The sequence below is a fragment of the Streptomyces djakartensis genome (assembly GCF_014651075.1).
GTDB classification, from domain to species: Bacteria; Actinomycetota; Actinomycetes; order Streptomycetales; family Streptomycetaceae; genus Streptomyces; species Streptomyces djakartensis.
This window is the reverse complement of record NZ_BMWE01000003.1, coordinates 171,981-197,085: the sequence shown is the minus strand read 5'-3', so window position 1 is coordinate 197,085 and position 25,105 is coordinate 171,981. Positions and strand designations below refer to the sequence as shown.

The following is a 25,105-nucleotide window of genomic DNA, read 5'->3' as shown; positions in this document are numbered from 1 at the left end:
GACAGGAGTCAACTGGGGGCTTCCGCACATTGGGGAACAAGCGCACGAATTCACCTCAAGCTGGTGCGCTGCGGGCGAGCTTAGTCCGACCGGATCATCGCCATGTCATATTCGGCAACTGCCGGAAACCGGACGCGAAGGGATAGTACGCTCGGTCGCTTATACGCTGCGACATCGTTCGAATGCGGTACGTAACAGCGAACGGACGTACGAAAGCCCACTCACCATGAAGAGTGAATGGGCTTCGGTACGGCGCCGTTCCGCCGGTCACCCCACCGACGAGTACGCGACGACACCCCGCAGCAACAGGTCCACGGCCTTACGGGCGTTCTTCACCACGGACGAGCCCTGCGGAGCGGCCGCCGCGATCTGCCCCAGCACGTCGATGACCTGCTTGCACCACCGCACGAAGTCGCCCGCCGGCATCTCGGCCTCGCGCAGCACCTCGTCGAGTCCCTTCCCGGAGGCCCACATGTACGCCGCCCAGGCGAAACCGAGGTCCGGCTCGCGCTGTCCGACGCCCTCGGTCTGGGTGATGCGGAACTCCTCCTCCAGCGCGTCCAGCCGGCCCCAGATCCGCACCATCTCGCCCAGCGCGGCCTTGGCCTTCCCCGAAGGCAGCTTCGGCGCCATCGCGTCGTCCGCGACGCGCGACTCGAACACCAGCGCCGAGACGCACGCGGCGAGTTCGGCGGGTCCGAGCCCCTCCCAGACGCCCTCGCGCAGACACTCGCTGGCGAGCAGGTCCAGTTCGCCGTACAGCCGCGCGAGCCGCTTGCCGTGCTCGGTGACCTCGTCGGCGCGCAGGTAGTCCATCTCGGTCAGCAGCGCGACGATGCGGTCGAAGGTCCGGGCGATCGTGTTCGTACGGCCCTCGATCCGCCGCTCCAGCTGCGAGGTGTCGCGCAGCAACCGGTGGTACCGCTCGGCCCAACGGGCGTGGTCCTCACGGTCGTCGCACCCGTGGCAGGGGTGCGCGCGGAGCGCGGTGCGCAGCCGCGCGATCTCGCGGTCGTCGGCCGCCTGGGAACGCCGCTTGCGGTGCCGCTCGGCCGGGATGTGCCCGGCCTTGGTACGCAGGGCGGAGGCGAGGTCCCGACGGGACTGCGGGGAGCGGGGGTTGAAGGACTTCGGGATCCGCATCCGCTCCAGCGGCTCGACCGGCACCGGGAAGTCCATGGACGCCAGCCGCTTCACCTGCCGTTCGGCGGTCAGCACCAGCGGGCGCGGCCCGTCGTGGTGCTCGAAGCCGCGGTGTCCGTTCGAACGGCCGGCGGGCAGACCCGGGTCCAGCACCAGCGCCAGGCCCGCGTACTTGCCGGTGGGCACGTGGATGACGTCACCTGGCTTCAGCTTCTCCAGCGCGACGGCGGCCTCCGCGCGCCGCTGTGCCGCGCCCTGCCGGGCGATCTCGTTCTCCCGGTCCTTCAGTTCGCGGCGCAGTCGGGCGTACTCCTCGAAGTCACCGAGGTGGCAGGTCATGGAGGCCTTGTAGCCCTCTAGGCCCTCCTCGTTGCGCTGCACCTGCCGTGAGATGCCGACGACCGACTTGTCCGCCTGGAACTGCGCGAAGGACGTCTCCAGCAGTTCGCGCGAGCGGTGCCGCCCGAACTGCTCGACCAGGTTGACCGCCATGTTGTACGACGGCTTGAAGCTGGACCGCAGCGGGTACGTGCGCGTGCCCGCGAGCCCCGCCAGGTGCTCGGGGTTCATACCGCGCTGCCAGAGCACCACCGCGTGGCCCTCGACGTCGATACCGCGTCGCCCCGCACGCCCCGTCAGCTGCGTGAACTCGCCCGGCGTGATGTCGGCGTGCTGCTCGCCGTTCCACTTGACGAGCTTTTCCAGCACGACCGAGCGGGCGGGCATGTTGATGCCGAGGGCGAGGGTCTCGGTGGCGAACACGGCCTTCACCAGGCCGCGCACGAACAGTTCCTCGACGACCTCCTTGAAGGTGGGCAGCATGCCCGCGTGGTGGGCGGCGATGCCGCGCTCGAGGCCCTCCAGCCACTCGTAGTAGCCGAGGACGTGCAGGTCCTCGGCCGGGATGGACGCCGTGCGCTCCTCGACCAGCGAGCGCACCTGCTCGCGTGCCTCCTCGTCGTTGAGCCGGAGCCCCGCGTACAGGCACTGCTGGACCGCGGCCTCACAGGCGGCGCGGCTGAAGATGAAGGTGATCGCGGGCAACAGCCCCTCGGCGTCGAGCCGCTCGATGACCTCGGGCCGGCTCGGTGTCCACACCCGGGACCGCTGCCTGCGCTCACGCTCGCGGTCGGCCTCGCGCATGGACCGGCCGCGCCGGCGGTCCTGGTACGACGGCCGGCTCGCCTCCATCCGCGCAATGCGCGTCAGATCGGGGTTGACGGCCTTCTTCTGGCCCTCGCCCTCCTCGAACAGGTCGTACATCCGCCGCCCCGCCAGCACGTGCTGGAACAGCGGCACGGGCCGGTGCTCGGAGACGATCACCTCGGTGTCGCCGCGGACCGTGTCGAGCCAGTCGCCGAACTCCTCGGCGTTCGACACCGTCGCCGAGAGCGAGATCAGGGTGACCGAGTCGGGAAGGTGGATGATCACCTCTTCCCAGACGGCGCCCCGGAACCGGTCGGAGAGGTAGTGCACCTCGTCCATGACCACGTAGCCGAGGCCGAGGAGGGTCTGGGAGCCGGCGTACAGCATGTTCCGCAGCACCTCGGTGGTCATCACGACCACCGGGGCGCCGGAGTTGACGCTGTTGTCGCCGGTGAGCAGGCCCACCTTCTCCGTGCCGTAGCGGCGGCACAGGTCGGCGTACTTCTGGTTCGACAGCGCCTTGATGGGCGTCGTGTAGAAGCACTTCTTGCCCTGCTGGAGGGCCAGGTGGACGGCGAACTCGCCGACGATCGTCTTGCCGGAGCCGGTGGGCGCGGCGACCAGCACCCCCTTCCCCGCCTCGAGCGCCTGGCAGGCCTCGATCTGGAAGGGGTCGAGGCCGAAGTCGTACATCTCGCGGAAGGAGGCGAGCGCGGTGGCCTGCTCGGCAGCGCGCCTACGGGCTGCCGCGTACCGCTCGGCCGGTGAGAGGTCCTCTGTCATCGTGCTTTCGAGCGTACCGGGCCGCACTGACAACAGGACGATCATTATCCGGATCCGTCTCTGTGCGGCAAACCTCAGAAGCCGGGATCGGTGCAGCTCAGGGACAACGGACCTCGGGGCCTCAGGGCCTCAGGGGCCGACGACCCGCACGCCCCCGCGCACACAGCGCGCGCTCAGCGGCAGCGGGCCGAGCGGCTCCCCGTCCGCGTACCCCGTGATGCCATCGGCGGCGATCTCGACCCGGGCGGCCCGCAGCACGGTCACCTTCGGATGCTCGACGTGCGTCCCCCGGTACACCCGTGGGAACACCCGCAGCAGCGTCCTGCGGTCGCAGTCCCCGACCACGGTGATGTCGAACAGCCCGTCGGTCAGGTCGGCTCCGGGGCAGATCCGCATCCCGCCGCCGTACGACGAGCCGTTGCCGACGGCCACGAGGGTCGCGTCCACCTCACGGACGTCGCCGTCGTCGAGCCGGATCCGGTAGGGGACGGGCCGGAACGCGGCCAGTTCGGCGATCATCGCCAGGTCGTACTTGAAGCGGCCGGCGGGCCGGCGCATGCGGTTGCCCCGGTCGCTGACACGCGAGTCGAAGCCGGAGGCGAGGACCGTGCCGAACCATCGGTCGCCCACCTGCCCGAGGTCGATGTCGCGGATCCGGCCGCACTTGAGGGCGTCGGCGACCATACGTCCGGCCGCGGCCGGCTGGCGCACGGGCAGGCCCAGGGCGCGGGCGAAGTCGTTGCCGGTGCCGACGGCGACCAGACCGAGCGGAGTGCGGGTCCCGGCGACGGCGCGCAGGGCGAGGCCCGCCATGCCGTCGCCGCCGACGGCTATCAGCGCGCCGGTGCCGCCCGCGACGGCCGCGCGGGCCCGGGTGAGGGCGTCCTCGGCGTCCTCCCCGAGCACGGTACGCACCGAGAAGCCGGCCGCCCGCAAAGCCGAAGCGGCCGGCTGCGCCGCGCGGGCGCCCCGGCCGCGGCCCGCGGTGGGGTTGACGAAGAGGGTGATCTCGCTGGTCACGGGAGTGACCCTATGAGCTGTCCGCCGATCTTCAGGTCACGTCGTCATAACCGTTGACCCGGTCCGAGCGGTCCGCGCTCGCCTGCTCGGGCAGGGCGGCCCGGCCGGTCGTCACGGGCTCGATCTCGCCGATGTCCTCGGGGGTGAGGTCCAGCTCGGATGCCTCGTCGTCGGCGGGGCCCAGCGCCTCGCGGCGGCTGCGGCGACGGTCGTTGAGCAGGGAGACGGCCGTGGCGCCGAAGTAGAGGATCCAGATCGGCCCGGCGAGCGCCAGCATGGTCAGCGGGTCGGTGCTGGGTGTGGCGATGGCCGCGAAGACCGTGATGCCCATGATCATGCCGCGCCACCAGCCGAGCATGCGCTTGCCGCTGATCGCCCCGGTGAGATTGAGCATGACCAGCAGCAACGGCAGCTCGAAGGAGAGGCCGAAGACGAGCACCATCCGCATGACCAGGTCGAGCAGGTCGTCCAGCGGGAGGAGGTTGGACGTGCCGACCGGAGTGAAGTCGAGCAGCACCTTCGCGGTGGTGGGAAGGACGGTGTACGCGAAGTAGGCACCCACGACGAACAGCGGGGCGCCCGTGCCGACGAAGGCGTAGGCGTACTTCTTCTCGTGCCGGTGCAGGCCGGGCGCGACGAAGGCCCAGAGCTGGTAGAGCCAGACCGGTGAGGCCAGCACGACACCGGCCATCAGCGACACCTTCAGCGCCAGCGTGAAGGGCGTCAGCAGGCCGTTGATGGTGATCTGCGCGCACGGCTTCGAGCCGGGCTGCGACTTGGCCAGTTCCGCGAAGGTCTTGTCACAGCCGACCGAGTCGAGGATCGGCCTGGTGATCAAGTCGATGATGTCGTTGTAGAAGAAGGCGGCGAAGACCGTGACGACGACGATCGCCAAAATCGCCTTGGCGAGCCGGTTGCGGAGCTCGCGAAGGTGCTCCGCGAGGGGCATCCGCCCCTCGGGATCCTTCTCCTTCTTGCGGGCAGACTTCAGCAACCCACGTTCCCATCTCGTGCGGCGGGCCGGAGGTCACCGGCCCTGCGTCAGCGCTTGGTCGTGTCCTTCGGCTCGTTGACCGGGCGGGAGCTGGTCACGTCACCGGGTGCGGCCTGGATGGTGCGCTGCGCGGGCTGCTCGTCGTTGTCGGGCGGACCGGCCGGGGTCGTGGACGACTTGCCGTCGTCCTTCATCGCCTTGGCCTCGCTCTTGAGGATGCGGGCGGACTTGCCGAGCGACCGCGCCATGTCCGGAAGCTTCTTCGCGCCGAACAGCAGGATGATGACGACGAGGATGAGAATGATCTCGGGGGCTCCGAGCCTTCCGAACATAAGTCTTTACCTTCTCACCGAGGCGGCTGTGGTGGGGTGCTGTCCGACCGGTCGGACATGTGTCCGAACGATCGTGTCGACAGCGATCGTAACGCTCGGGGGTGAACGTGAGGCAATCCCTCTGCATCCCCTGTGCGTACTCCCGTCCGCGGCCAGTGCCTCGTTAACCGGGCCGCGACCAGCAGCGTACCTGTCCCAACCGCACCGGTGACAGGGCGAACCAGCCCAAAAGCACATCCCACAGCCGACGGCCGGCGACTCACAGGGCGTCGACGGACCGGGCCGCGCTCTCCGCCGCCCGCTCCAGGTCCTCGGCGGCCCGGTTGATGCGCCGTGCCGAGTCCGTGACCTGCCTGCCCAGACGCTGCGCCTCGACGAAGACCCGTACCGCGAGCACCCCCAGCACGGCGAGACCCACGAACCCCAGAGCAATCGCGAACATCGGCCAGAACATGACGCCGAGCCTAGACCCTCCTGGCGGGGGGAACGGCCAGGCCCTCTAGAGGGCCGAGTGCAGCCGCAGGGTCCGCACGCCGCCGACGGTGAGCAGTTCCACGATCCGCTCGCCCGCGGGCTTGCGCACGGACGCGCCGCACTCCGGGCAGGTGAACGAGTAGAAGGTGGTGCGGCTCGTCGCGCCGATGGCGAGGCGCAGGGCGCCCGCGGTGAGCTCGAACCGCTCGCGGCAGTCCGGGCAGCCCGCCCGGAACACGACCGGGGCCACGCTTCTCATCCCGGCGAACGCGGACTCCGCCGTCATGCCCCGCGCACCGGACGTCGCCGACTCGCTCACAGCTCTCGCTCCTCTTCGTCGGGTGGTTCGCCTCCGGGACACCAGGTCCGGGCAGGTCACGGCCGGACGCGCGGTCCCCCACGCGCGGCCCGGGACGGCCGGACCGGGGGACCCGAGGGCGGCACCGGCCCGGGCCGGCCCGCGGCCGTACGCCTTCGGGACAGGCGGGCGCTCCCGTGCGCACCTGCCCCACCGCACCGCACGCCAAGACGGCTCACGCACGCCCGCCGTCCGGCCCGGCCGCAATGGTGTGCGCCGGACTCGGCGCCTGCGCCCCGGCCGCCTCCACCCTGTCGCCCACCGACTCCAACCCGTCGTACGCCGCGAGTGCCTCACGGGCTGCCTGCCGGGCGCTGTCGGCCAGCTCGGGCGGCGACACGATACGGCCGTCACGCCCGAGCCGCAGCGCAAGACGCCGCAGCGACGCCGGGTCGGGGGTCCGCAGAGTGATACGCAGCCCGCCGTCCGCGAGTTCATCCGCACTGTCGTGCGGGTAGTACTCGGCGACCCAGCGGCCGCCGGGTCCGACCTCGACCACCACTTCCGGGTCCTCGGCCGCGGGCTGCACCAGTCCTTCCGACAGATCCCGCAGCTCGATCTCCGGCGGCGCCGACGGCTCGTCCAGGATCCTGATCTCGGCGACCCGGTCGAGGCGGAACGTGCGGCGCGCCTCCGAGCGGCGGCACCAGGCCTCGACGTAGGTGTGCCCGACGCTGACCAGGCGGATCGGGTCGATCTCCCGCTCGGTGACCTCGTCGCGCGCGGGCGAGTAGTAGCGGATCCACAGACGGCGGCGCTCGGCGATCGCCCGGTCGACGTCCGCGAAGACGCCGCCCTCGGACTCGAAGGTCACCGACAGCCGCGAAGAGGCACCCGCCGCCTCGCCGGCCGCGGTCTCCACCTTGGCCGTCGCCCGCAGGAGTGCCTGCCGGTCGCTCTCCCGCAGCCCGGGCAGCGTGGCCACGGCCCGGGCGGCGACGAGCAGGGCGGTCGCCTCGTCGGCGGCGAGTCTGAGCGGCTCGGCCGCTTCCGCGGCGAGGGCGGCCGGGTTGTGCCACCAGATGCGCTCGCCGTCGGTGTCGATGTCGAGCAGGTCGCCGCCGCGGAAGCTGGTGCCGCACATGGGCAGCACGTCGAGGTCGGAGACCAGCTCGTCCTCGGTGATGCCGAAGGCGCGCGCGACGTCCTCGACCCGCGCCCCGGGGCGCTCTCTCAGATATGTCACCAGGGAGAGCATCCGCCGGGTCTGGTCGATGGCGTTCACGGGCCTGACCGGTTTGCCTGCCACTGTATTGCTCCGCTCCCCCTCAGCCCTTGGCCACGGCCCGCAGGCGGTCCACCACGTCGGCCCGCAGCTCAGCGGGCTCCAGGACGACCACGTCCGGCCCGAACTCGACCAGCCAGGCGTCCAGCCCGTGGCCGTACGGAATCTCCAACTCGTCCCAGCCGTCCCCCAGTTCCCGCACCGAGGTGGCCTTCGCCCGAAGGGGGTACCCCGCGTCCGACCTGAGCCGGATCCGTGCCGAGCGGTCCGCGATCTCTCCGGCCCAGCTCGCGACGGTCTCACGGACCGTGACCACGTCCGGCACGGGGGCCGTGTACCGGCCGCCGCGGGAACGGACCTTGCCGGTGATCCTGGAGAGCCGGAAGACCCGCTCGGCGCCGCGGTCGCGGTCCCACCCCGCCAGGTACCAGTGGCCCCGCCAGCACTCCAGCGCCCACGGCTCCACGTGCCGCTGCTCGGGCCGGGCGGCGGTGGCCTTGCGGTAGTCGAACACGACCGGCCGGCGGTCCCGGCAGGCGAGCATCAGCGGTTCGAACGCCGCCTCGTGCACGGGGATGCGAGGCTCCAGCGCGCCGTGCGGCCCGTACGGGTCGACGTCCTCGGGGAGTCCGGCGGCGCGCAGCTTCTGCAGGGCGCCGCTGGCCGCGCCGGCGAGGCGGGCCTGCTGCCACACCTTGGCGGCGAGCCCGAGCGCGGCGGCCTCCTCGGCGTCCAGGGTGATGGGCGGCAGGCGGTTGCTGTCGCGGCGGGCCAGATAGCCGATCTCGCCCTCGAGGCTCTCCACGGTCTCGATGACGAGTCCGAGTTCGCGCAGGTCGTCCTTGTCGCGCTCGAACATGCGGTTGAAGGAGTCGTCGTTGCCGGTCGCGCCGTTGCCCGGACCGAAGGCCTCGACGTAGGCCTCGATGGAGTCGCGCAGCTCACGCTTGCTGAGCGGACGTCGCGTCCCGAGCAGACACAGCGCCAGGTTCATCAGCCGCTCGGCCTTGGCAATGGCCATCGACGCCCTTCGCCTCCCTATGGTGCTTTACGACGACGACCGTACCGCCCCGCGGGGGCACCGCAAAGCCGAGGGCCCACGCCCGAACAGGCGTGGGCCCCACGTGATCGAGTCTGTCGGACCTTGCTCAGACCCCGAGCAGGTCGACCACGAAGATCAGCGTCTCGCCGGGCTTGATCGCCGGGGTCGGGCTCTGGTTGCCGTAGGCGAGGTGGGCGGGGATGGTCAGCTGGCGGCGGCCGCCGACCTTCATGCCCTGCACGCCCTGGTCCCAGCCCTTGATGACCCGGCCGCCGCCCAGCGGGAAGCGGAAGGGGGTGCCGCGGTTCCAGCTGGCGTCGAACTCCTCGCCCGTGCTGAAGGCGACACCCACGTAGTGCACGGTGACGGTCTGACCGGCCTGCGCGACCGGGCCGTCGCCTTCCCAGATGTCCTTGATCTCGAGGTCCGCCGGGGGCTCGCCGCCCGGGAAGTCGATCTCGGGCTTGTCGATGCTCACGTCTGATGCTCCTGCTTGTCTGCGAAAAGGCGAACACGCACAGTCTTACATCCCACGCGCGTCACAGCTTCGCGAGGATGTCCACCGAAAAGACCAGCGTGGAGTCCTTCTTGATACCGCTGCCCTGCGGCGGGTTGTCCCCGTAGCCCAGCTTCGGCGGGATCACGATGAGGACCCGGCTGCCGACCTTCTTGCCGGTCAGGCCCTGCGCCCAGCCCTTGACGACCTGCTGGAGCGAGAACGACACCAGCTGCTTGTTGGCGTACGACGAGTCGAACTCCTTGCCGCCGTCCCACAGCACACCCTTGTACTGCACGAGGACGCTGTCCTCGGCGGCGACCTTCTCGCCGTCGCCCTCCAGGACGTACTCGGCGACGAGCTTCTTCGGGGCGGAGGCCTTGGGCACCTCGATGGAGGGCGCCTTGCCGTCGGTGTTGGTTCCCACCTTGGGCAGGTCCGCGTCCTCCTGGGGAACCTCCTCGCCCTTGGCGGAGCTCGTGGCGTTGAAGGTGTCCTGCACGTCGACGACGAAGACCAGGGTGTCGGTGCCCTTGATGCCCGCCTGCGGGTTGCCCTGCGAGCCGTATCCCCAGGTGGGCGGGACGGCCATCTCGACACGGCTGCCGGCCTTCTTGCCGGCCAGCGCGTACCGCCAGCCGTCGATGATCCGCCCCTGGGAGAGCTGGATGGCCAGACGGGCCTTGCGGTCGTAGGAGTTGTCGAAGACCTTGGCGGTGTTCCAGACCTGGCCCAGGTAGTTCGCCACGACGAAGTCGTTCTCCGCGACGGCCTTGCCGCTGCCCGCGATCAGCGTCTTCACCGCCAGCTGCTTCGACGGCTCGCCGCTGCCCTTGGCCACCGTCGGCTTCTCGTCGAACCCGGTGCCCGCGGTGACCGCCGGCAGCGGACCGTCCACGATCTTCGGCGGCGGGGCCGAGGCGGGAGCGGACGCCGAGGGCGACGGGCTGTCGCTGGCCTTGCTCGAGTCGGACTTTTCGTCACCGCATGCGGCGAGCGTGGCCAGTCCTGCGGGAACGGCGATGAGAAGTGAGCGTCGGCGCACTGTGGGGGCCTCGTAATCAGTCGATCTTCTGATGGCGTGCGCGCAACTCTACGGCGTGAGCAGGGCGCCGTACTTGTAACGTACGGCGCCCGTGTGGCGTTCCGGCGATTTCCTCTCCGGCGCGATTCCTCACATTCCGGCGATGAGCTTCTCCACCCGGTCGTCGACGGAACGGAACGGGTCCTTGCACAACACGGTGCGCTGGGCCTGGTCGTTCAGCTTGAGGTGGACCCAGTCGACCGTGAAGTCGCGGCGCTGTTCCTGGGCGCGCCGGATGAAGTCGCCGCGCAGCCGGGCCCGAGTGGTCTGCGGCGGGACGGACTTGCCCTCGAAGATCTTCAGGTCGTTGCAGACGCGCGCCGCCTGCCCCTTCTTCTCCAGCAGGTAGTACAGGCCACGACGCCGGTGGATGTCGTGGTACGCGAGGTCTATCTGCGCGACCCGCGGATGCGACATGGTCATGTTGTTCTTGCTGCGGTACCGCTCGATGAGCTTGTACTTCATGACCCAGTCGATCTCGGTGCCGATGCGGTCGAGGTCCTCGGTCTCGATCGCCTCCAGCGTCCGGCCCCACAGCTCAAGCACGCGCTCTACGGTTCCGGTGCGGATGCCGCGGCGCTCGCAGAAGTCCAGGGCCTTCTCGTAGTACTCGCGCTGCACCTCCAGCGCGGAGGCCTCCCGGCCGCTGGCCAGGCGGACCTTCCGCCGCCCGGTGATGTCGTGACTGACCTCGCGGATGGCCCGGATGGGGTTCTCCAGGGTGAGATCCCGCATCACCGTGCCCGCCTCGATCATGCGCAGCACCAGGTCGGTGGCGCCGACCTTGAGCAGCATGGTCGTCTCGGACATGTTGGAGTCGCCCACGATGACGTGCAGGCGGCGGTAGCGCTCGGCGTCCGCGTGCGGCTCGTCGCGGGTGTTGATGATCGGCCGGGAGCGGGTCGTCGCCGAGGAGACGCCCTCCCAGATGTGCTCGGCCCGCTGGCTGACGCAGTACACGGCCCCGCGCGGCGTCTGCAGCACCTTGCCCGCACCGCACAGCAGCTGCCTCGTCACCAGGAACGGAATGAGAATGTCCGCGAGCCGGGAGAACTCCCCGTGCCGGGCGACCAGATAGTTCTCGTGGCAGCCGTAGGAGTTGCCCGCCGAATCGGTGTTGTTCTTGAAGAGGTAGACGTCGCCCGCGATTCCCTCCTCGTGCAGGCGTCGTTCGGCGTCCACCAGGAGTCCTTCGAGAATGCGCTCGCCCGCTTTGTCGTGGGTGACCAGTTCGATCACGTTGTCACATTCGGGAGTGGCGTATTCCGGATGTGAGCCCACGTCGAGATAGAGGCGGGCGCCGTTTCGCAGAAAGACATTGCTGCTGCGGCCCCATGACACGACACGGCGGAAGAGGTACCGCGCCACCTCGTCAGGAGACAGGCGGCGCTGTCCCCTGAACGTACACGTGACGCCGTACTCGTTCTCCAGCCCGAAAATGCGGCGGTCCATGAGGGAACATTACGCCCGATCCCCTGAACTGAAACGGGGTTCGAGGGCACGGTTCGGATCATTTTCCGAACCGGCCGCGACGACCGCACCCTGGCCGGGAGCTGCGAGTACCCGTGCCGTGGCGATCAAAACCAGCAGGGACAAGCCCCCCGCGACACCCGGCACGGCGAAGCCCCACAGGGCCCCGCCGGCCTCGACGACGGGCCCCGCGACGCCCGTTCCGACCGAGTGGCCCACGGTGAACGTCGTCACGAGCCAGGAGAACGCCTCGGTGACCGTCCCGCGCGGCGCGTGCCGGTCGACCAGGACGAAGGCACAGGCGATGGTGGGAGCGAGGAAGACTCCGGCCAGCACCGTCAGCGCCACCATGGCGGCCGCCCCCGGCATGAGCAGCAGCGGCAGGTAACACACCACCAGAAGAGCCACCAGTACCGTCAGTCGCCGCGCGGGCTCACCGGCCCACTGCCGGGCCCCGTAGACGGTGCCGCCCACCAGCGCCCCGAAGCCCAGCGCCGCCATCAGCCAGCCGTACACCACGTCACCGCCGTGCTCGTCCGCGTAGGGGACCGAGGCGACGGTGATGGACCCGAGCGCCATCCCCACGAACAGCAACGCCGCCAGCAGCGCCAGCAGCCCCGCCGAACGCAGCGCACCCAGCCAGTGCGCCTCGCGCGGCGCCGACCGCCAGGCCCGCGAGGGCGGCGACACCACCACGGACAGCGCCCCCAGCACCCCGACCGCGTTCAGCACCAGCAGCGCGGCCTGGGCCGACCACAGGGACACGCACAGCGTCACCAGCAGCGGCCCGACGGTGAACATCACCTCCTGGGCCACGGCGTCCATGGCGTACGCCGTGTGCACCTGGCTCTCCTTGCGGAGCACCGAGGGCCACAACGCCCGAAGCCCGCCCTCCAACGGAGGGGTGAAGAGCCCGGCGGCCGCGACGGCGGCATACGCGAGGGGCAGCGACCCGATACCGGCGAAGGCGAAGAGAGCCATCGCCAGCCCGGACAGGACCGCCGCGGGCAACTGCACACGCGGCTGCCCACGCAGGTCCACGAGCCTGCCGAGCACCGGCTGCCCCACGGCGTTGGCGACGCCGTACACGGCCGCGAGCGCCCCCGCGAGACTGTAGGAACCGCCCTCGGCCCGGACGAACAGCAGGATCGCGATGGCCGCCGTGGCGTTGGGCAGCCGGCCCACCAGCGTGCCGGCGAGCAGCCGGGCGGCGTGTCGCGCCCGAAGGATCTCCAGGTACCCCAAGACCATGCCCCCCTCTAGGTTTTACGTATAACGTCGGCTCCCATACGTACCATGTCGGCTGTTCGGGAGTCCAGACGAAAGAGCAGGCCGACGGTGGCACAAGGCAGCACCCGCCCCACGAGCCGGGACGTCGCCCAGGCCGCCGGCGTCTCCCAGGCGGCGGTCTCCCTGGTTCTCGGGGACAAGTGGCGCGGACGCGTCTCAGAGGCCACCGCCGAGCGCGTCCGCGAGGCCGCCCGCGACCTGGGCTACCGCCCGAACCTGGCCGCCCGCAACCTGCGCCTGGGCCACACCCGCACGGTCCTCCTGGTCGTCCCCGCCCTCACCACGGAGTTCTTCGCCGGCGTCTACACGGGCGCCGCCCGCGTCGCCGCCGAGCACGGCTTCGGCGTGGTCCTCTACCCCTCCCCCGAGGGCATCGGCCCCGCGCGCGACCCCTTCGCCTCCGCCCAGGCCGCGCTGGACGGCGTGATCGCCTCGTCCATGGCCGCGGACGCGCTGACGGCGATCCGCGGCGACCAGTTGCCGCTGGTGATGCTGGACAGCGACCCCCAGGGGAGCCTGGGGGCGGCCACGGTGAACCTGGACATCGCCGACGGTGTCCGCCAGATCGCGGAACACCTGCTGTCGCTCGGCCACCGCCGCTTCCTCCACCTGGCGGCGGACGTGCCGTCCTGGACCTTCGAGGCACGCGCCCGGGAACTCTCGGAACGTCTGCGCAGGGTGCCGGGTACGTCGATCCGCACGGCTCGCGCGCCGATCTCCATCGAGGGCGCGGTCGCCGCGACCGAGAGGGCCCTGTCCGAGGCCCGCCCGCGCCCCACCGCCCTCGTCTGCGACGACGACAAACTGGCCGCCGGGGCGTACAAGGCGGCCCGCCGACTGGGTCTGCGCATCCCGGACGACGTCTCGGTCACCGGCCTGGACGACCTCGCCCTGGCCACGGCGATCGACCCCGAGCTGACGACGGTCCGCCTGGACGCGGAGCTCTTCGGGGAACGGGGTATGCGGGCGCTGCTGGCCGTTCTGGAGGGCCGGGAGCCCGAGGGTGGGGACATCCCCGTGCGGCTGGTCGTACGGGGCTCTACGGCACCGCCAGGGCGCCTCTAGGTACTCGGCGTTGCTGCCGGGGCCGGGGCGTTGCGCAACCCGGCGTTACGGGGTGCCGCAGCGGCGGCGGCCGGTGCCCGGTTCCAGGTGCCCGGCGTGGGTGCTGGGGGCGGGGCGTTGCGCAGCCCGGCGTCGCGGGGTGCCGCTGCGCCCACCCGTGCCGCCCAAGCGGCACGACTGCCCGCAGCTAGGACGGCCGGCAGCCGCGTATGGCGAGAAGGGGACGTGTCGGGGGGTGTCCGCCCGCAGCGGTTGGCGCGTCAACGGGGAGTCACTCGGTATCCGACTCCATCGCGCCGTTCCGAGGACGGACACCCCCCGGCGCGGCCCCGACCCACCCACGAAGCCGTTGGCGCCCCGGCCAGGAGAGACCGGGGCGCTCGGCAACACGCGACTACTCGTCGTCTCCGGACTCGGACTCGGACTCGGACTCGGACGCCGACGCCCCCGCACCGTCCGAGCCCAGCAGCCTCGACAGCTGACGCCCACTGATCCGCTTGAACTTGCGCTTCTGCGGACGCGTACGGTCCAGCACCGCCACCTCCAGCCGCTCCGCGGGGATCTCCCGCTCGCTGCCGTTGGTGTCGCGGGACAGGGACTGCACCGCCAGCTTCAGCGCCTCGGCCAGCGTCATGTCGTCCCGGTGGCGCTGGTCCAGGTAGCTGCTGATCTGCTCCGCGTTACCCCCCACCGCGACCGAGCCGTGCTCGTCCACGATGGAGCCGTCATGCGGCAGCCGGTAGATCTGGTCCTGCTCCGTGGTCTCCCCGACCTCGGCCACCACCAGCTCGACCTCGTACGGCTTCTCCCCGACACTCGAGAAGATCGTGCCCAGCGTCTGCGCGTACACGTTCGCCAGGCCCCGGGCCGTCACATCGTCCCGGTCGTAGGTGTAACCCCGCAGGTCGGCGTAGCGCACACCGCCGATCCGCAGGTTCTCGTACTCGTTGTACTTGCCGGCGGCCGCGAAGCCGATCCGGTCGTAGATCTCGCTGAACTTGTGCAGCGCGCGGGACGGATTCTCCCCGACGAACACGATGCCGTCGGCGTACTGCAGCACGACCAGGCTGCGACCACGAGCGATGCCCTTGCGGGCGTACTCCGCCCGGTCGGCCATCTGCTGCTGGGGTGAGACATAGAACGGCGTCGACACCGGTTATCCGTCCCTCTCTTCAGGATTCCGTCGGTTCACTGGACCACCCTCATGAAGACAGCCCGCCGCTCACAGCAGCGCGGCCCGCGGACCGTCGGGCTGCTCCAGACGCCGCTCCAGGACCGAGCGGGCGATGTCGGACGCCTCGCCCTCGGAGAGCCTGCGGAAGCCGTCCTCGGTGATCACGGTGACGATGGGATAGATCCGGCGGGCGACATCGGGACCACCGGTCGCCGAGTCGTCGTCTGCCGCGTCGTAGAGCGCCTGGACCACGAGTGTCGTGGCCTCGGACTCGCTCAGGTCGTCCCGGAAGAGCTTCTTCATCGCGCCGCGCGCGAAGATCGCCCCGGACCCCGTGGCCGCGTACCCCTGCTCTTCGGAACGCCCACCCGTGACGTCGTAGGAGAAGATCCGCCCCTTCTCCCGGTCCACGTCGTACCCGGCGAACAGCGGAACGACGGCCAGCCCCTGCATGGCCATCCCCAGGTTCGAGCGGATCATCGTCGACAGCCGGTTCGCCTTGCCCTCCAGCGACAGCTGCGCGCCCTCGACCTTCTCGAAGTGCTCCAGCTCCAGCTGGAACAGCTTCACCATCTCCACGGCCAGACCCGCCGTGCCGGCGATGCCCACCGCCGAGTACTCGTCGGCCGGGAAGACCTTCTCGATGTCCCGCTGCGCGATGACGTTGCCCATGGTGGCCCGCCGGTCACCGGCGAGCACGACACCACCGGGGAACGTCACGGCGACGATCGTCGTCCCGTGCGGTGCCTCGATGACGCCCTTGGTGGGAGGCAGTTGCCGGTTGCCGGGAAGGATCTCCGGCTGGTGCTCGGACAGGAAGTCCATGAAGGAGGAGGACCCTGGCGTCAGGAAGGCAGCTGGTAGACGCCCGGTGCTACGAGTGTTGGCTTCCACGCGATTCCTTCCACGTAAGCGGCAGCCCGCCTTATGGCATCGGGCCGATCTTTGAACTGCCCCAGTGCGGCGTTGCAGCTGAAGCACAGTACGCCACGGACCCTACCCGTCTTGTGGCAGTGATCCACATGCTCAGGCACGGCCGCCAGACGGATACAGCACACGCCTCCCTGAGAAGCGATCAGACTGTCGCGCTCGGCTTCCGTGATGCCGTACTTCCGCTTCAGATGCCCCTGCCGACCCTGCACCGCTCGGCATGCCTTGCAACGGGTCGACAACCCGTCGGAAGCGGTCGCGTTGCGGTGCCATGCGCTGTGAGGCTTGATCTCGCCACATGTCCGGCAGAGCTTGTGTCCAGTCGGAACGTCCACCTGCTCCCGGACCGGCTTCCCCATGGCCTCCCGACGACGCCGGTAGTGCGCAGCGCTGTACTCCGCCACGCACTCCCGGCAGTGCACCTGGAGGCCGTCACGCCGATTCTTGTCGCGGGCGAATGCAGCAAGAGGTAAATCCCGCTCGCACTTCCTGCATTGCCTCGCGTTCGGCTCGTTGGCCGCTTCCATCCCCCGTCACCTTCAGATCAAAGGCTGAAGCGCCACCCCGCCTTTACTCTCCGCCTTTTTGCACGAAGCTTCGGACGAAATCCTCGGCATTTTCCTCGAGTACGTCGTCGATCTCATCGAGGACAGAGTCCACGTCGTCGCTCAGCTTCTCCTGACGCTCCTTGAGGTCCTCCGAAGCCTGCGCCTCCGCGGCCTGCTCCTCGACCTCCTCGGTGGACCGGGTGGCCTTCTGCTGTCCGCCGCCGGTGTCCTTCGTCGCCATATCCCTCACCCCGCTCGGTTCGCCCGACACAGTTGCTCGGTCAAGATCAGACCCTACTCTCCGGGTCTGACAATGGCCCCGCAGTTTCTCCAACGTACGGGGACCACCTCGATGATTCCCGGACCAGGGACTTTCCACCCTGCCCGGGCGGCTTCTCCCGGAAACCCGTGATCGGCGCTCACCCGCCGGACAGGACCCTGACCAGGTCTTCCGCGGTGCGGCAGCGGTCCAGGAGCTCCTTGACGTGATTACGCGTTCCGCGAAGCGGTTCCAGGGTTGGCACGCGCTGCAGGGAGTCCCGCCCCGGCAGGTCGAAGATCACCGAGTCCCAGGAGGCCGCCGCGACGTCGTCCGCGTACTGCTCCAGGCAGCGGCCGCGGAAGTAGGCGCGTGTGTCCTCAGGAGGCGCCGTACGGGCCCGCTCGATGTCCGCCTCGCCCAGCAGGCGCTTCATCCGCCCGCGGGCCACCAGACGGTTGTACAGGCCCTTCTCGGGGCGCACGTCGGCGTACTGCAGGTCGACGAGGTGCAGCCGTGCCGCGTCCCAGTCCAGGTCGTCCCGCCGCCGGTAGCCCTCCATGAGCTCCCGCTTGGCGACCCAGTCCAGCTCGCCGGCCAGGCTCATCGGGTCGTGCTCCAGACGGGTGAGGGTGTCCTCCCAGCGGGACAGGACGTCCTTGGTCTGCTCGTCGGCGTCCGCCCCGAACCGCTCCTCCACGTACTTGCGCGCTAGTTCGTAGTACTCCATCTGCAGCTGGACGGCGGTCAGTGTCCGGCCGCTCCGGAGCGTGACGAGACGCTTGAGCGACGGGTCGTGCGAGACCTGGTGCAGCGTGCGAACGGGCTGGTCGACCGCCAGGTCCACCGCGATGAAGCCGTCCTCGATCATCGACAGCACGAGAGCCGTCGTCCCCAGCTTCAGGTACGTCGAGATCTCCGACAGGTTCGCGTCGCCGATGATCACGTGCAGCCGGCGGTACTTCTCGGCGTCCGCGTGCGGCTCGTCGCGGGTGTTGATGATCGGGCGCTTGAGCGTGGTCTCGAGGCCGACCTCGACCTCGAAGTAGTCGGCCCGCTGGCTGAGCTGGAAGCCGTGCTCGTGCCCGTCCTGGCCGATGCCGACGCGGCCCGCTCCGGCGAAGACCTGACGGGAGACGAAGAACGGCGTCAGATGGCGCACGATGTCCGAGAAGGGGGTCTCCCGCTTCATCAGGTAGTTCTCGTGCGTGCCGTAGGACGCGCCCTTGTTGTCGGTGTTGTTCTTGTACAGGTGGATCGGCTGGGCACCGGGCAGCTGAGCGGCCCGTTCCGCGGCCTCCGCCATGATCCGTTCCCCGGCCTTGTCCCAGAGGACGGCGTCCCGGGGGTTGGTGACCTCGGGGGCGCTGTACTCGGGGTGTGCGTGGTCGACGTAGAGCCGTGCGCCGTTGGTGAGGATCACGTTGGCCAGGCCGATGTCCTCGTCGGTGAGCTGGCTGGCGTCGGCGGCCTCGCGGGCGAGGTCGAAGCCTCGGGCGTCCCGCAGCGGGTTCTCCTCCTCGAAGTCCCAGCGGGCCCGGCGGGCCCGGTGCATCGCCGCCGCGTAGGCGTTCACGATCTGGGACGAGGTGAGCATGGCATTGGCGTTGGGGTGGCCGGGGACGGAGATCCCGTACTCCGTCTCGATGCCCATTACTCGCCGTACGGTCATGCGGCCCTCCTTGCCCGGCGGCACCCTCGGTCATGGGCGCCGCTCAGATACCGCTGGCGCTCGGTTGCGTGTGCGGTGCCCGTCCCCGCACTGCGCGACTTGGCGGTACGCAAGAGCCTAGAACGCCTTTGCGCTGGTGGGGAGATCATTTGCGTCATTGCGTTGCTCCAGCCGTGGCCTGGAAAGCAGTCGGCTGCGGGTACCCGCCGAGGGCACCCGCAGCCGCCCTGTCTTTTACAGGTACTGACCGGTGTTCGCCACCGTGTCGATGGAGCGTCCGGTGTCCGCGCCCTGCTTTCCGGTGATGAGCGTACGGATGTACACGATCCGCTCGCCCTTCTTTCCGGAGATCCGGGCCCAGTCGTCCGGGTTGGTGGTGTTCGGCAGGTCCTCGTTCTCCTTGAACTCGTCCACGCAGGCCTGGAGGAGGTGGGAGACGCGGAGACCCTTCTGGTTCTTCTCGAGGAAGTCCTTGATCGCCATCTTCTTGGCACGGCCGACGATGTTCTCGATCATGGCGCCGGAATTGAAGTCCTTGAAGTAGAGGACTTCCTTGTCACCATTGGCGTAGGTGACCTCCAGGAAGCGGTTCTCCTCGGATTCGGCGTACATCTGTTCCACGGCTGTCTGGATCATGCTCTGGACCGTGGAGGCCTTGGAGCCGCCGTGCTCGGCGAGGTCGTCGCCGTGCAGCGGGAGGCGCTCGGTGAGGTACTTGCCGAAGATGTCCTTCGCCGCCTCGGCGTCCGGACGCTCGATCTTGATCTTCACGTCCAGGCGGCCGGGGCGCAGGATGGCGGGGTCGATCATGTCCTCACGGTTGGAGGCGCCGATCACGACCACGTTCTGCAGGCCCTCCACACCGTCGATCTCGGCGAGCAGCTGCGGGACGATGGTGTTCTCCACGTCCGAGCTGACACCGGAGCCACGGGTGCGGAAGAGGGACTCCATCTCGTCGAAGAAGACGATGACGGGGGTGCCCTCGCTGGCCTTCTCACGGGCCCGCTGGAAGACGAGGCGGATCTGCCGCTCCGTCTCACCGACGTACTTGTTGAGCAGCTCGGGGCCCTTGATGTTGAGGAAGAAGCTCTTGCCGGCGGCCTGGCCGGTCACCTCGGCGACCTTCTTGGCCAGCGAGTTGGCCACGGCCTTGGCGATCAGGGTCTTACCGCATCCGGGGGGCCCGTACAGCAGCACACCCTTCGGCGGCCGCAGTTCGTGCTCCTTGAACAGGTCCGGGTAGAGGTACGGGAGCTCGACGGCGTCCCGGATGGCCTCGATCTGGCCGCCGAGTCCGCCGATCTGCTCGTAGCCGATGTCGGGGACCTCTTCGAGGACGAGTTCCTCGACCTCGCTCTTGGGGACGACCTCGTAGACGTATCCGGAGCGGGGCTCCAGGAGCAGGGCGTCGCCGGGGCGGATGGTGACGTCCAGCAGCGGCTCGGCGAGCCGCACCACCCGCTCCTCGTCGGTGTGCCCGAGCACCAGGGCCCGCTCACCGTCCTCGAGGATCTCCTTCAAGGTGACGATGTCACCGACGCTCTCGTACTCCATGGCCTCGACCACGTTGAGAGCTTCGTTGAGCATCACTTCCTGGCCGCGCCGGAGCTCCTCGAGCTCGACGCTGGGGCTGACGTTCACCCTGAGCTTGCGGCCGCCGGTGAAGATGTCGGCGGTACCGTCCTCGTTCGCCTGCAGGAAGACCCCGAAGCCGGCCGGCGGCTGCGCGAGCCGGTCGACCTCCTCCTTGAGGGCCACGATCTGGTCCCGGGCCTCACGGAGTGTGCTGGCGAGTCGCTCGTTCTGTGCGGACACGCCGGCCAGGTTGGTCTGCAGCTCGACGATCCGCTCTTCGAGAATCCTCGTGTGTCGCGGAGAGTCGGCGAGCTTGCGTCGCAGGACGGCGATCTCCTGCTCAAGGTAAGCGATCTGCCCGGCCGGGTCGTCGGACCCGCGTCCCGGGCGGATGCCGCGGTTCATGTCGTCGTCGTGGGCTGCCACGGTCCTCACCTCCTCCAAGGGGAGCTGGACGCTTCCAGACCCTACCTGGGCGGGTGTCGATTGAAACCCCTAGATCACAAAGACGGTCGGGGTGTGTCCGATCTTCACCCTTGCGCTCTCCCTCACGCCAGGGGAATACCCAGCGAAGATGATTGGAACCCAGCCGGAGGTAGGGTCGAAGCGTTCAACACCCGTCAGAGCTGGCCGGATTCCCGACCCGGCTCGACGTATGAAACGGCAGGAGACATGAGCGTGCAGCAGGAGGCCGGAGTCGAGGGCGAGGCGCTGGAGGTCTGGATCGACCAGGATCTGTGTACCGGCGACGGCATCTGCGCGCAGTACGCGCCCGAGGTGTTCGAGCTGGACATCGACGGTCTGGCCTATGTGAAGAGCGCCGACGACGAGTTGCTCCAGGACAAGGGCGCGACAACGCCCGTCCCGCTGCCGCTGCTCACGGACGTGATCGACTCGGCGAAGGAGTGTCCGGGCGAGTGCATCCACGTGCGCCGCGTTTCGGACAGGGCCGAGGTATACGGACCGGACGCGGAGTGACTACTTCTCTACGTTCCGTCACTACTGTCTGATATCTCACACACCGGTGCCGCACGGGTCTCACACGCTGCGGGCGCCGGAGGGCGTCGAGCGGACGAACGCACCGTTCTGCCAACGCCATTTCACGTCGCTCTTCACGTCGGGGCAGCAACGCGGCACGTCGGACGACGAGTAGCCGAGGAGCGTGGCCGTGACGGCGCCGCCGTGTACGGCGAAGTCGCCGACGGTGCTGCGGTCCTCGGGGGCGAGCAGGGTGGCCACCACGCGCGGCTTGCCGCCGTCGCCGTCCCGGGTGATGACGTACACGCCGTCGGGCGGTGTACCCATCGGCGAGTCGCAGTGAACCACGGCCACCGTCTCGGGATCGCCGTCGCCGTCGAGGTCTGCGGAGGCCTTCTTCTTCACCACCGCCTCCACCGGCCCGCACTCGATGGGGAACGTCACCGCGGCCGGGTCGGGCGGAGCGATGTGCGCCGCGGCGCTCTTCGTCTCGGGGCCGGCCGCCTGGGCCGCCGTCGCGGCTCCCGGCTGCATGAGCGAGGAGAGGGCCACGACGCCGGCGACGGCCGTCGCGGTGGCGAGCCAGTGGATGGGGCGGGTGTGGGTGTGGGCGAGCTCCGGGACGGCAGAAGGCTGCACTAGGAGTGTCTCCTGAGGCTGTGCCGGTGGGGTGGGATGGCCAGCATGGTGCCACACGTCACACCGCGAGGGAACAGCGGGGTGTGTGCACGTCCTGCGCCGGGGAAGCCGGACGGGTTACGGCTCCTGCCGCTGTGTCAGTCGGCTGGTGTCCGCGCGGCACGGCGCGGTGGTGCGCCCGCGGTGGCAACGGAGAGGCGCGGTGGCGGAGTTCCCGGAGTGACCTGGGGAACTCCGCCACCGCGCCGGTGCGTTCTGCGGGGGACGGGCGGTCTCAGCGGCCGTTGCCGCCGTCGGCGTTGGGGCCGGCGTAGTCCTCGCCGTAGGCGCCCTTGGCGGGACGGCGTCGGCGCATGGGCGGCTCGACGCCGTCGGCGAGCCGGCGGGCGGTGAGGAGGAAGCCGGTGTGGCCGATCATCCGGTGGTCCGGGCGGACGGCGAGGCCCTCGATGTGCCAGTTGCGGATCATCGTCTCCCAGGAGGTCGGCTCGTTGAAGCAGCCGATCTCGCGGATGGACTCGACGGTCCGGGCGAGCTGGGTGGTGGTCGCCACGTAGCAGCACAGGATGCCACCGGGGACGAGCGCCTTGGAGACGGCCTCCAGGCACTCCCAGGGGGCGAGCATGTCGAGGATCACGCGGTCCACGTCGGTGTCGGACAGGTTGTCCTGGAGGTCGCCGACGGTGAGCTGCCAGGCGGGGTGCGGGCCGCCGAAGTAGCGTTCCACGTTCTGCCGGGCGATGTCGGCGAAGTCCTCGCGGCGCTCGTACGAGTGCAGCATGCCCTGGTCGCCGATGGCACGCAGCAGGAAGCTGCTGAGCGAGCCGGAGCCGACACCGGCCTCCACGACGCGGGCGCCGGGGAAGATGTCGGCGAAGGCGAGGATCTGCCCCGCGTCCTTGGGGTAGACCACGGCGGCGCCGCGGGGCATGGACAGGACGTAGTCGGGGAGCAGGGGGCGCAGCGCGAGGTAGGCGACGTTTCCGGTGGTGCGGACAACGCTGCCCTCGGGAGCGCCGATCAGTTCGTCGTGCGGGAAGGAACCCTTGTGGGTGTGGAAGTTCTTCCCGGACTCGAGCGTGAACGTGTAGTGGCGGCCCTTGGGGTCGGTCAGCTGAACCTGGTCCCCGACCTTGAAGGGCCCGCGCCTGCGGGCGGCACCGGTCGGTTCGGACATGTGACCAGCCTACCGGCAGCCGGGAGGGCCGCCGACCATCAGGAGGGCCTGGCCATCGCCTTGACGAAGGCGCGTTCCACGTCGGCCGCGGACAGCACGCCGTAGATCTCACCGGTCTCCTCCACCACCAGGTACTCGGTGGCGGGGGCGGCGCGCAGGGCGTCCAGCAGTGCCTCTCCGGAGAGTTCCGCCGAGACGCGCATGCCGTCGGTGAGCTCCTGGGCGAGGCCGCTGACGGCGACCCAGGGGCGTCGGTGTTCGGGGACGCCGGCGATGGCGGCCTCGCGGACGAGGGAGACGGGCCTGCCGTTCGTGTCGACGACGACCAGCGCGCGGGCGCCGGCGGAATTGGCTCGGCGCAGGGCCTCCGAGAGGGGGGTCTGGGGCTCGACCGGGACGGCACGGCGGGTGAGCGCACGGGCGCGCAGTTCGGGGAGGTGTTCGCGCAGCCGGGCCATGCGCAGGCTGTTGCCGGCGCCGGTCCAGATGATCGCGGCGAGGATGGCGGCGAGCAGGGCGTCCAGGACGGTGTCCATGCCGACGTTGTCCACGGCGTCGGAGCCGAGTGCGCCGGACTGGGTCAGCAGCGGCAGGCCGATCAGGACGGAGACGGCGAGGACGCGGCCGACCCAGGCGGCGGCGACGGTGCCGCTCATCGGTTTGCCGGTGAGCTTCCAGACGACGGCGCGGAGCATGCGGCCGCCGTCGAGGGGCAGACCGGGCAGCAGGTTGAACGCGGCCACGATGAGGTTGGAGATCATCAGGCCGGCGAGCAGGACACCGGGGACGGTGCCGGGTTCCACGGTCTGCACCGCACCGTAGAAGACTCCGGCCAGGACGAGGGAGAGCAGCGGGCCGACGAAGGCGAGCACGAACTCGCGGCCGGGGGTCTCGGCCTCCTTCTCGATCTCGGAGACGCCGCCGAAGAACTGGAGCTGGATGCGGCGGACCGGGAGCTTGAAGCGGAGGGCGGCGACCGTGTGGGCCAGCTCGTGGACGAGTACGGAGGCGTAGAAGGCCACCGCGAAGAACAGGGAGACCAGGTACCGCGCCGCCCCGAGCTCGGGCAGCACGCGCTCCAGCTGCCCGCCGAACACCCAGGTGATCAGCGCGGCGACGAGGAACCAGCTGGGCGCGACGTACACGGGCACCCCGAACGGCCGCCCCATGAGCAGCCCGCCTCGGCGCTCTGGGGGCCGCTGGGGGGCGTGGCCCTTGGCGTCGGTGTGCGCGGGAGGACGGGGGCGGCGGTGCGGGCCGTCCGCGTCCGGGGCCGGCGCCGTGGGCCGGCTTTCCGCGTCTGGTTTGCCGCGGGCGGGGGCCGGATGGGGGCCGCCGGCGTAGGCGCGGTCGGGGTGCGTGTCGTCCTCGGGCGAACGCCTCCCGTCGGCCTCGCCGTACCCGGGGGCCGATCCGGAGCCGTCGGCGCGTGCGTCACCGGAAGGACCCGGAGTCGATTGCTGCGCCGGGCCGTCGGCGGACTCGGCCGACCCCGGCGGGACCTGGCGGCCGTCAGCGGACTCGGTCCGCCCTCGCACGACCTGCGAACCAGCCTCCGACCCGGCCTGCGTCGGCGGGGTCTGCGAGCCGGCGGCGGTCCCGGCCTGCCCTGACGGGGTATGCGAGCCGGCGGCGGACCCGTCCCGCGCCGGCGGGGCTTGCGAGCCGGCGGCGGAATCGGCCTGCCCCAGCGGAGCCCGCGAGCCAACGGGGGAATCGGCCTGCCCTGGCAGGGTCTGCGAGCCAGCGGCGGAATCGGCCTGCCCCTGCGGAGCCCGCGAGCCAGCGGGGGAATCGGGCTGTCCGGGCGAGGGCTGCGGGCCGTCGGGGTTCTGGTGCGTCATCGAGTCGGCCGGCCGTCCGGGGGTCTGTCCGGACGGGTGGTCGCCGGTGTCGGGGGCCTGGTCCTGGGCCGAGTCGGTGGCCACCGGCGGCTGCGGGGACGGGCGGTCGTCGGAGCCGGGGTGCGCGCCCGGCCGCGGCGATGTCGCGGCCGGGGCGTCGTCGTCGGGCTCGGGAGGGAACCGCCCTTCGCTCGCGGGCCGTTCGTCGGCGGGAGTCGGGTCGGTGGACCGGGCCGGAGGTCCCGCGTGGCGCTCGGCCGACTCGTCGTTGCCGGACCGCGGCTGCCCGCGCCCGCCGCTCTCGTCCACCGGTGTCCCCTCGTTCGAAGCGTCTCCCGCACTTGCCGGACGGGAGGTTCTCGACTCGATGGTATGCGTCCGTCGAGC

General features: G+C 70.2%; 23 protein-coding genes. 2 read left to right on the top strand and 21 right to left on the bottom strand.

What is annotated here, in order from left to right; genetic code table 11:
* Positions 1-267: 267 nt before the first annotated feature.
* The 12 genes from IE212_RS06725 to IE212_RS06670 form a co-directional block, all read right to left on the bottom strand.
* Positions 268-3,117, bottom strand: coding sequence for a DEAD/DEAH box helicase (locus tag IE212_RS06725; RefSeq protein WP_190196781.1), 2,850 nt, complete (start codon positions 3,115-3,117; stop codon positions 268-270).
* 84 nt (positions 3,118-3,201) lie between these two features.
* Positions 3,202-4,092, bottom strand: coding sequence for a diacylglycerol kinase (locus IE212_RS06720; RefSeq protein WP_190196780.1), 891 nt, complete (start codon positions 4,090-4,092; stop codon positions 3,202-3,204).
* A 31-nt stretch (positions 4,093-4,123) separates the two neighbouring features.
* Positions 4,124-5,086: a twin-arginine translocase subunit TatC gene (tatC, locus tag IE212_RS06715; protein ID WP_190196779.1), complete on the bottom strand. Its 963-nt coding sequence runs from the start codon at positions 5,084-5,086 to the stop codon at positions 4,124-4,126.
* A 47-nt stretch (positions 5,087-5,133) separates the two neighbouring features.
* The gene (gene tatA, locus IE212_RS06710; RefSeq protein WP_190196778.1) at positions 5,134-5,418 is read right to left on the bottom strand and encodes a Sec-independent protein translocase subunit TatA; all 285 of its coding nucleotides are present in this window, start codon (positions 5,416-5,418) and stop codon (positions 5,134-5,136) included.
* A 259-nt stretch (positions 5,419-5,677) separates the two neighbouring features.
* Positions 5,678-5,872: a hypothetical protein gene (locus IE212_RS06705; RefSeq protein WP_190196777.1), complete on the bottom strand. Its 195-nt coding sequence runs from the start codon at positions 5,870-5,872 to the stop codon at positions 5,678-5,680.
* Positions 5,873-5,917: 45 nt separating this feature from the next.
* Positions 5,918-6,211, bottom strand: coding sequence for a hypothetical protein (locus IE212_RS06700; RefSeq protein WP_190196776.1), 294 nt, complete (start codon positions 6,209-6,211; stop codon positions 5,918-5,920).
* 214 nt (positions 6,212-6,425) lie between these two features.
* Positions 6,426-7,499 carry a helix-turn-helix transcriptional regulator gene (locus tag IE212_RS06695; RefSeq protein ID WP_229864104.1) on the bottom strand — a complete coding sequence of 358 codons (1,074 nt, stop codon included), beginning with the start codon at positions 7,497-7,499 and terminating at the stop codon, positions 6,426-6,428.
* Between the two features lie 19 nt (positions 7,500-7,518).
* On the bottom strand, positions 7,519-8,496 hold the full coding sequence (locus IE212_RS06690; RefSeq protein WP_190196775.1) for a helix-turn-helix transcriptional regulator: 978 nt from the start codon (positions 8,494-8,496) through the stop codon (positions 7,519-7,521).
* Between the two features lie 127 nt (positions 8,497-8,623).
* Positions 8,624-8,995 (bottom strand): FKBP-type peptidyl-prolyl cis-trans isomerase, encoded by a 372-nt coding sequence (locus IE212_RS06685; RefSeq protein ID WP_019754140.1) that lies wholly within the window; start codon positions 8,993-8,995, stop codon positions 8,624-8,626.
* Positions 8,996-9,056: 61 nt separating this feature from the next.
* Positions 9,057-10,058, bottom strand: coding sequence for an FKBP-type peptidyl-prolyl cis-trans isomerase (locus tag IE212_RS06680; RefSeq protein WP_190196774.1), 1,002 nt, complete (start codon positions 10,056-10,058; stop codon positions 9,057-9,059).
* Positions 10,059-10,187: 129 nt separating this feature from the next.
* Complete coding sequence (gene pafA, locus IE212_RS06675) at positions 10,188-11,549, bottom strand: Pup--protein ligase (protein WP_190196773.1); 1,362 nt, start codon at positions 11,547-11,549, stop codon at positions 10,188-10,190.
* 9 nt (positions 11,550-11,558) lie between these two features.
* Positions 11,559-12,818 (bottom strand): MFS transporter, encoded by a 1,260-nt coding sequence (locus IE212_RS06670; RefSeq protein ID WP_190196772.1) that lies wholly within the window; start codon positions 12,816-12,818, stop codon positions 11,559-11,561.
* Between the two features lie 87 nt (positions 12,819-12,905).
* On the opposite strand from IE212_RS06670, the gene IE212_RS06665 reads away from it, so the two are divergent.
* Entirely contained in the window at positions 12,906-13,922 is a 1,017-nt protein-coding gene (locus tag IE212_RS06665) for a LacI family DNA-binding transcriptional regulator (protein ID WP_190196771.1), read from the top strand.
* 394 nt (positions 13,923-14,316) lie between these two features.
* Here the strand turns inward: IE212_RS06665 and prcA are convergent, their stop codons facing one another.
* From prcA to arc, 6 genes are all read right to left on the bottom strand, one after another.
* Complete coding sequence (prcA, locus tag IE212_RS06660; RefSeq protein ID WP_190196770.1) at positions 14,317-15,075, bottom strand: proteasome subunit alpha; 759 nt, start codon at positions 15,073-15,075, stop codon at positions 14,317-14,319.
* 69 nt (positions 15,076-15,144) lie between these two features.
* The gene (prcB, locus tag IE212_RS06655; protein WP_190196769.1) at positions 15,145-15,990 is read right to left on the bottom strand and encodes a proteasome subunit beta; all 846 of its coding nucleotides are present in this window, start codon (positions 15,988-15,990) and stop codon (positions 15,145-15,147) included.
* A complete protein-coding gene (locus tag IE212_RS06650; RefSeq protein ID WP_190196768.1) occupies positions 15,942-16,553 on the bottom strand; it encodes an endonuclease VII domain-containing protein in 612 nt (203 codons plus the stop codon). Before IE212_RS06650 ends, prcB begins: the two co-directional genes overlap by 49 nt.
* 43 nt (positions 16,554-16,596) lie before the next feature.
* Entirely contained in the window at positions 16,597-16,815 is a 219-nt protein-coding gene (locus IE212_RS06645; RefSeq protein ID WP_037760434.1) for a ubiquitin-like protein Pup, read from the bottom strand.
* Between the two features lie 178 nt (positions 16,816-16,993).
* Positions 16,994-18,505 carry a depupylase/deamidase Dop gene (gene dop / locus IE212_RS06640; RefSeq protein ID WP_373301353.1) on the bottom strand — a complete coding sequence of 504 codons (1,512 nt, stop codon included), beginning with the start codon at positions 18,503-18,505 and terminating at the stop codon, positions 16,994-16,996.
* A 234-nt stretch (positions 18,506-18,739) separates the two neighbouring features.
* Complete coding sequence (gene arc, locus IE212_RS06635) at positions 18,740-20,506, bottom strand: proteasome ATPase (RefSeq protein ID WP_190196767.1); 1,767 nt, start codon at positions 20,504-20,506, stop codon at positions 18,740-18,742.
* A gap of 246 nt (positions 20,507-20,752) precedes the next feature.
* Here arc and IE212_RS06630 point away from each other — a divergent pair, with 246 nt between their 5' ends.
* On the top strand, positions 20,753-21,058 hold the full coding sequence (locus IE212_RS06630; RefSeq protein ID WP_094055292.1) for a ferredoxin: 306 nt from the start codon (positions 20,753-20,755) through the stop codon (positions 21,056-21,058).
* A 60-nt stretch (positions 21,059-21,118) separates the two neighbouring features.
* Here IE212_RS06630 and IE212_RS06625 read toward each other — a convergent pair whose 3' ends face one another.
* The 3 genes from IE212_RS06625 to IE212_RS06615 form a co-directional block, all read right to left on the bottom strand.
* Entirely contained in the window at positions 21,119-21,697 is a 579-nt protein-coding gene (locus tag IE212_RS06625; RefSeq protein ID WP_190196766.1) for a hypothetical protein, read from the bottom strand.
* A gap of 274 nt (positions 21,698-21,971) precedes the next feature.
* Positions 21,972-22,874, bottom strand: coding sequence for a tRNA (adenine-N1)-methyltransferase (locus tag IE212_RS06620; RefSeq protein WP_190196765.1), 903 nt, complete (start codon positions 22,872-22,874; stop codon positions 21,972-21,974).
* A gap of 38 nt (positions 22,875-22,912) precedes the next feature.
* Positions 22,913-25,027, bottom strand: coding sequence for a site-2 protease family protein (locus tag IE212_RS06615; RefSeq protein WP_190196764.1), 2,115 nt, complete (start codon positions 25,025-25,027; stop codon positions 22,913-22,915).
* Positions 25,028-25,105: the final 78 nt, after the last annotated feature.

Bases quoted from the DNA above. Each gene is read 5' to 3' on its own strand.
- IE212_RS06725 (WP_190196781.1), bottom strand. From the start codon at position 3,117: ATGATCGTCCTGTTGTCAGTGCGGCCCGGTACGCTCGAAAGCACGATG.
- tatA (WP_190196778.1), bottom strand. From the start codon at position 5,418: ATGTTCGGAAGGCTCGGAGCCCCCGAGATCATTCTCATCCTCGTCGTC.
- IE212_RS06705 (WP_190196777.1), bottom strand. From the start codon at position 5,872: ATGTTCTGGCCGATGTTCGCGATTGCTCTGGGGTTCGTGGGTCTCGCC.
- IE212_RS06690 (WP_190196775.1), bottom strand. From the start codon at position 8,496: ATGGCCATTGCCAAGGCCGAGCGGCTGATGAACCTGGCGCTGTGTCTG.
- pafA (WP_190196773.1), bottom strand. From the start codon at position 11,549: ATGGACCGCCGCATTTTCGGGCTGGAGAACGAGTACGGCGTCACGTGT.
- IE212_RS06670 (WP_190196772.1), bottom strand. From the start codon at position 12,818: ATGGTCTTGGGGTACCTGGAGATCCTTCGGGCGCGACACGCCGCCCGG.
- IE212_RS06650 (WP_190196768.1), bottom strand. From the start codon at position 16,553: ATGGAAGCGGCCAACGAGCCGAACGCGAGGCAATGCAGGAAGTGCGAG.
- IE212_RS06645 (WP_037760434.1), bottom strand. From the start codon at position 16,815: ATGGCGACGAAGGACACCGGCGGCGGACAGCAGAAGGCCACCCGGTCC.
- dop (WP_373301353.1), bottom strand. From the start codon at position 18,505: ATGACCGTACGGCGAGTAATGGGCATCGAGACGGAGTACGGGATCTCC.
- IE212_RS06630 (WP_094055292.1), top strand. From the start codon at position 20,753: ATGAGCGTGCAGCAGGAGGCCGGAGTCGAGGGCGAGGCGCTGGAGGTC.
- IE212_RS06620 (WP_190196765.1), bottom strand. From the start codon at position 22,874: ATGTCCGAACCGACCGGTGCCGCCCGCAGGCGCGGGCCCTTCAAGGTC.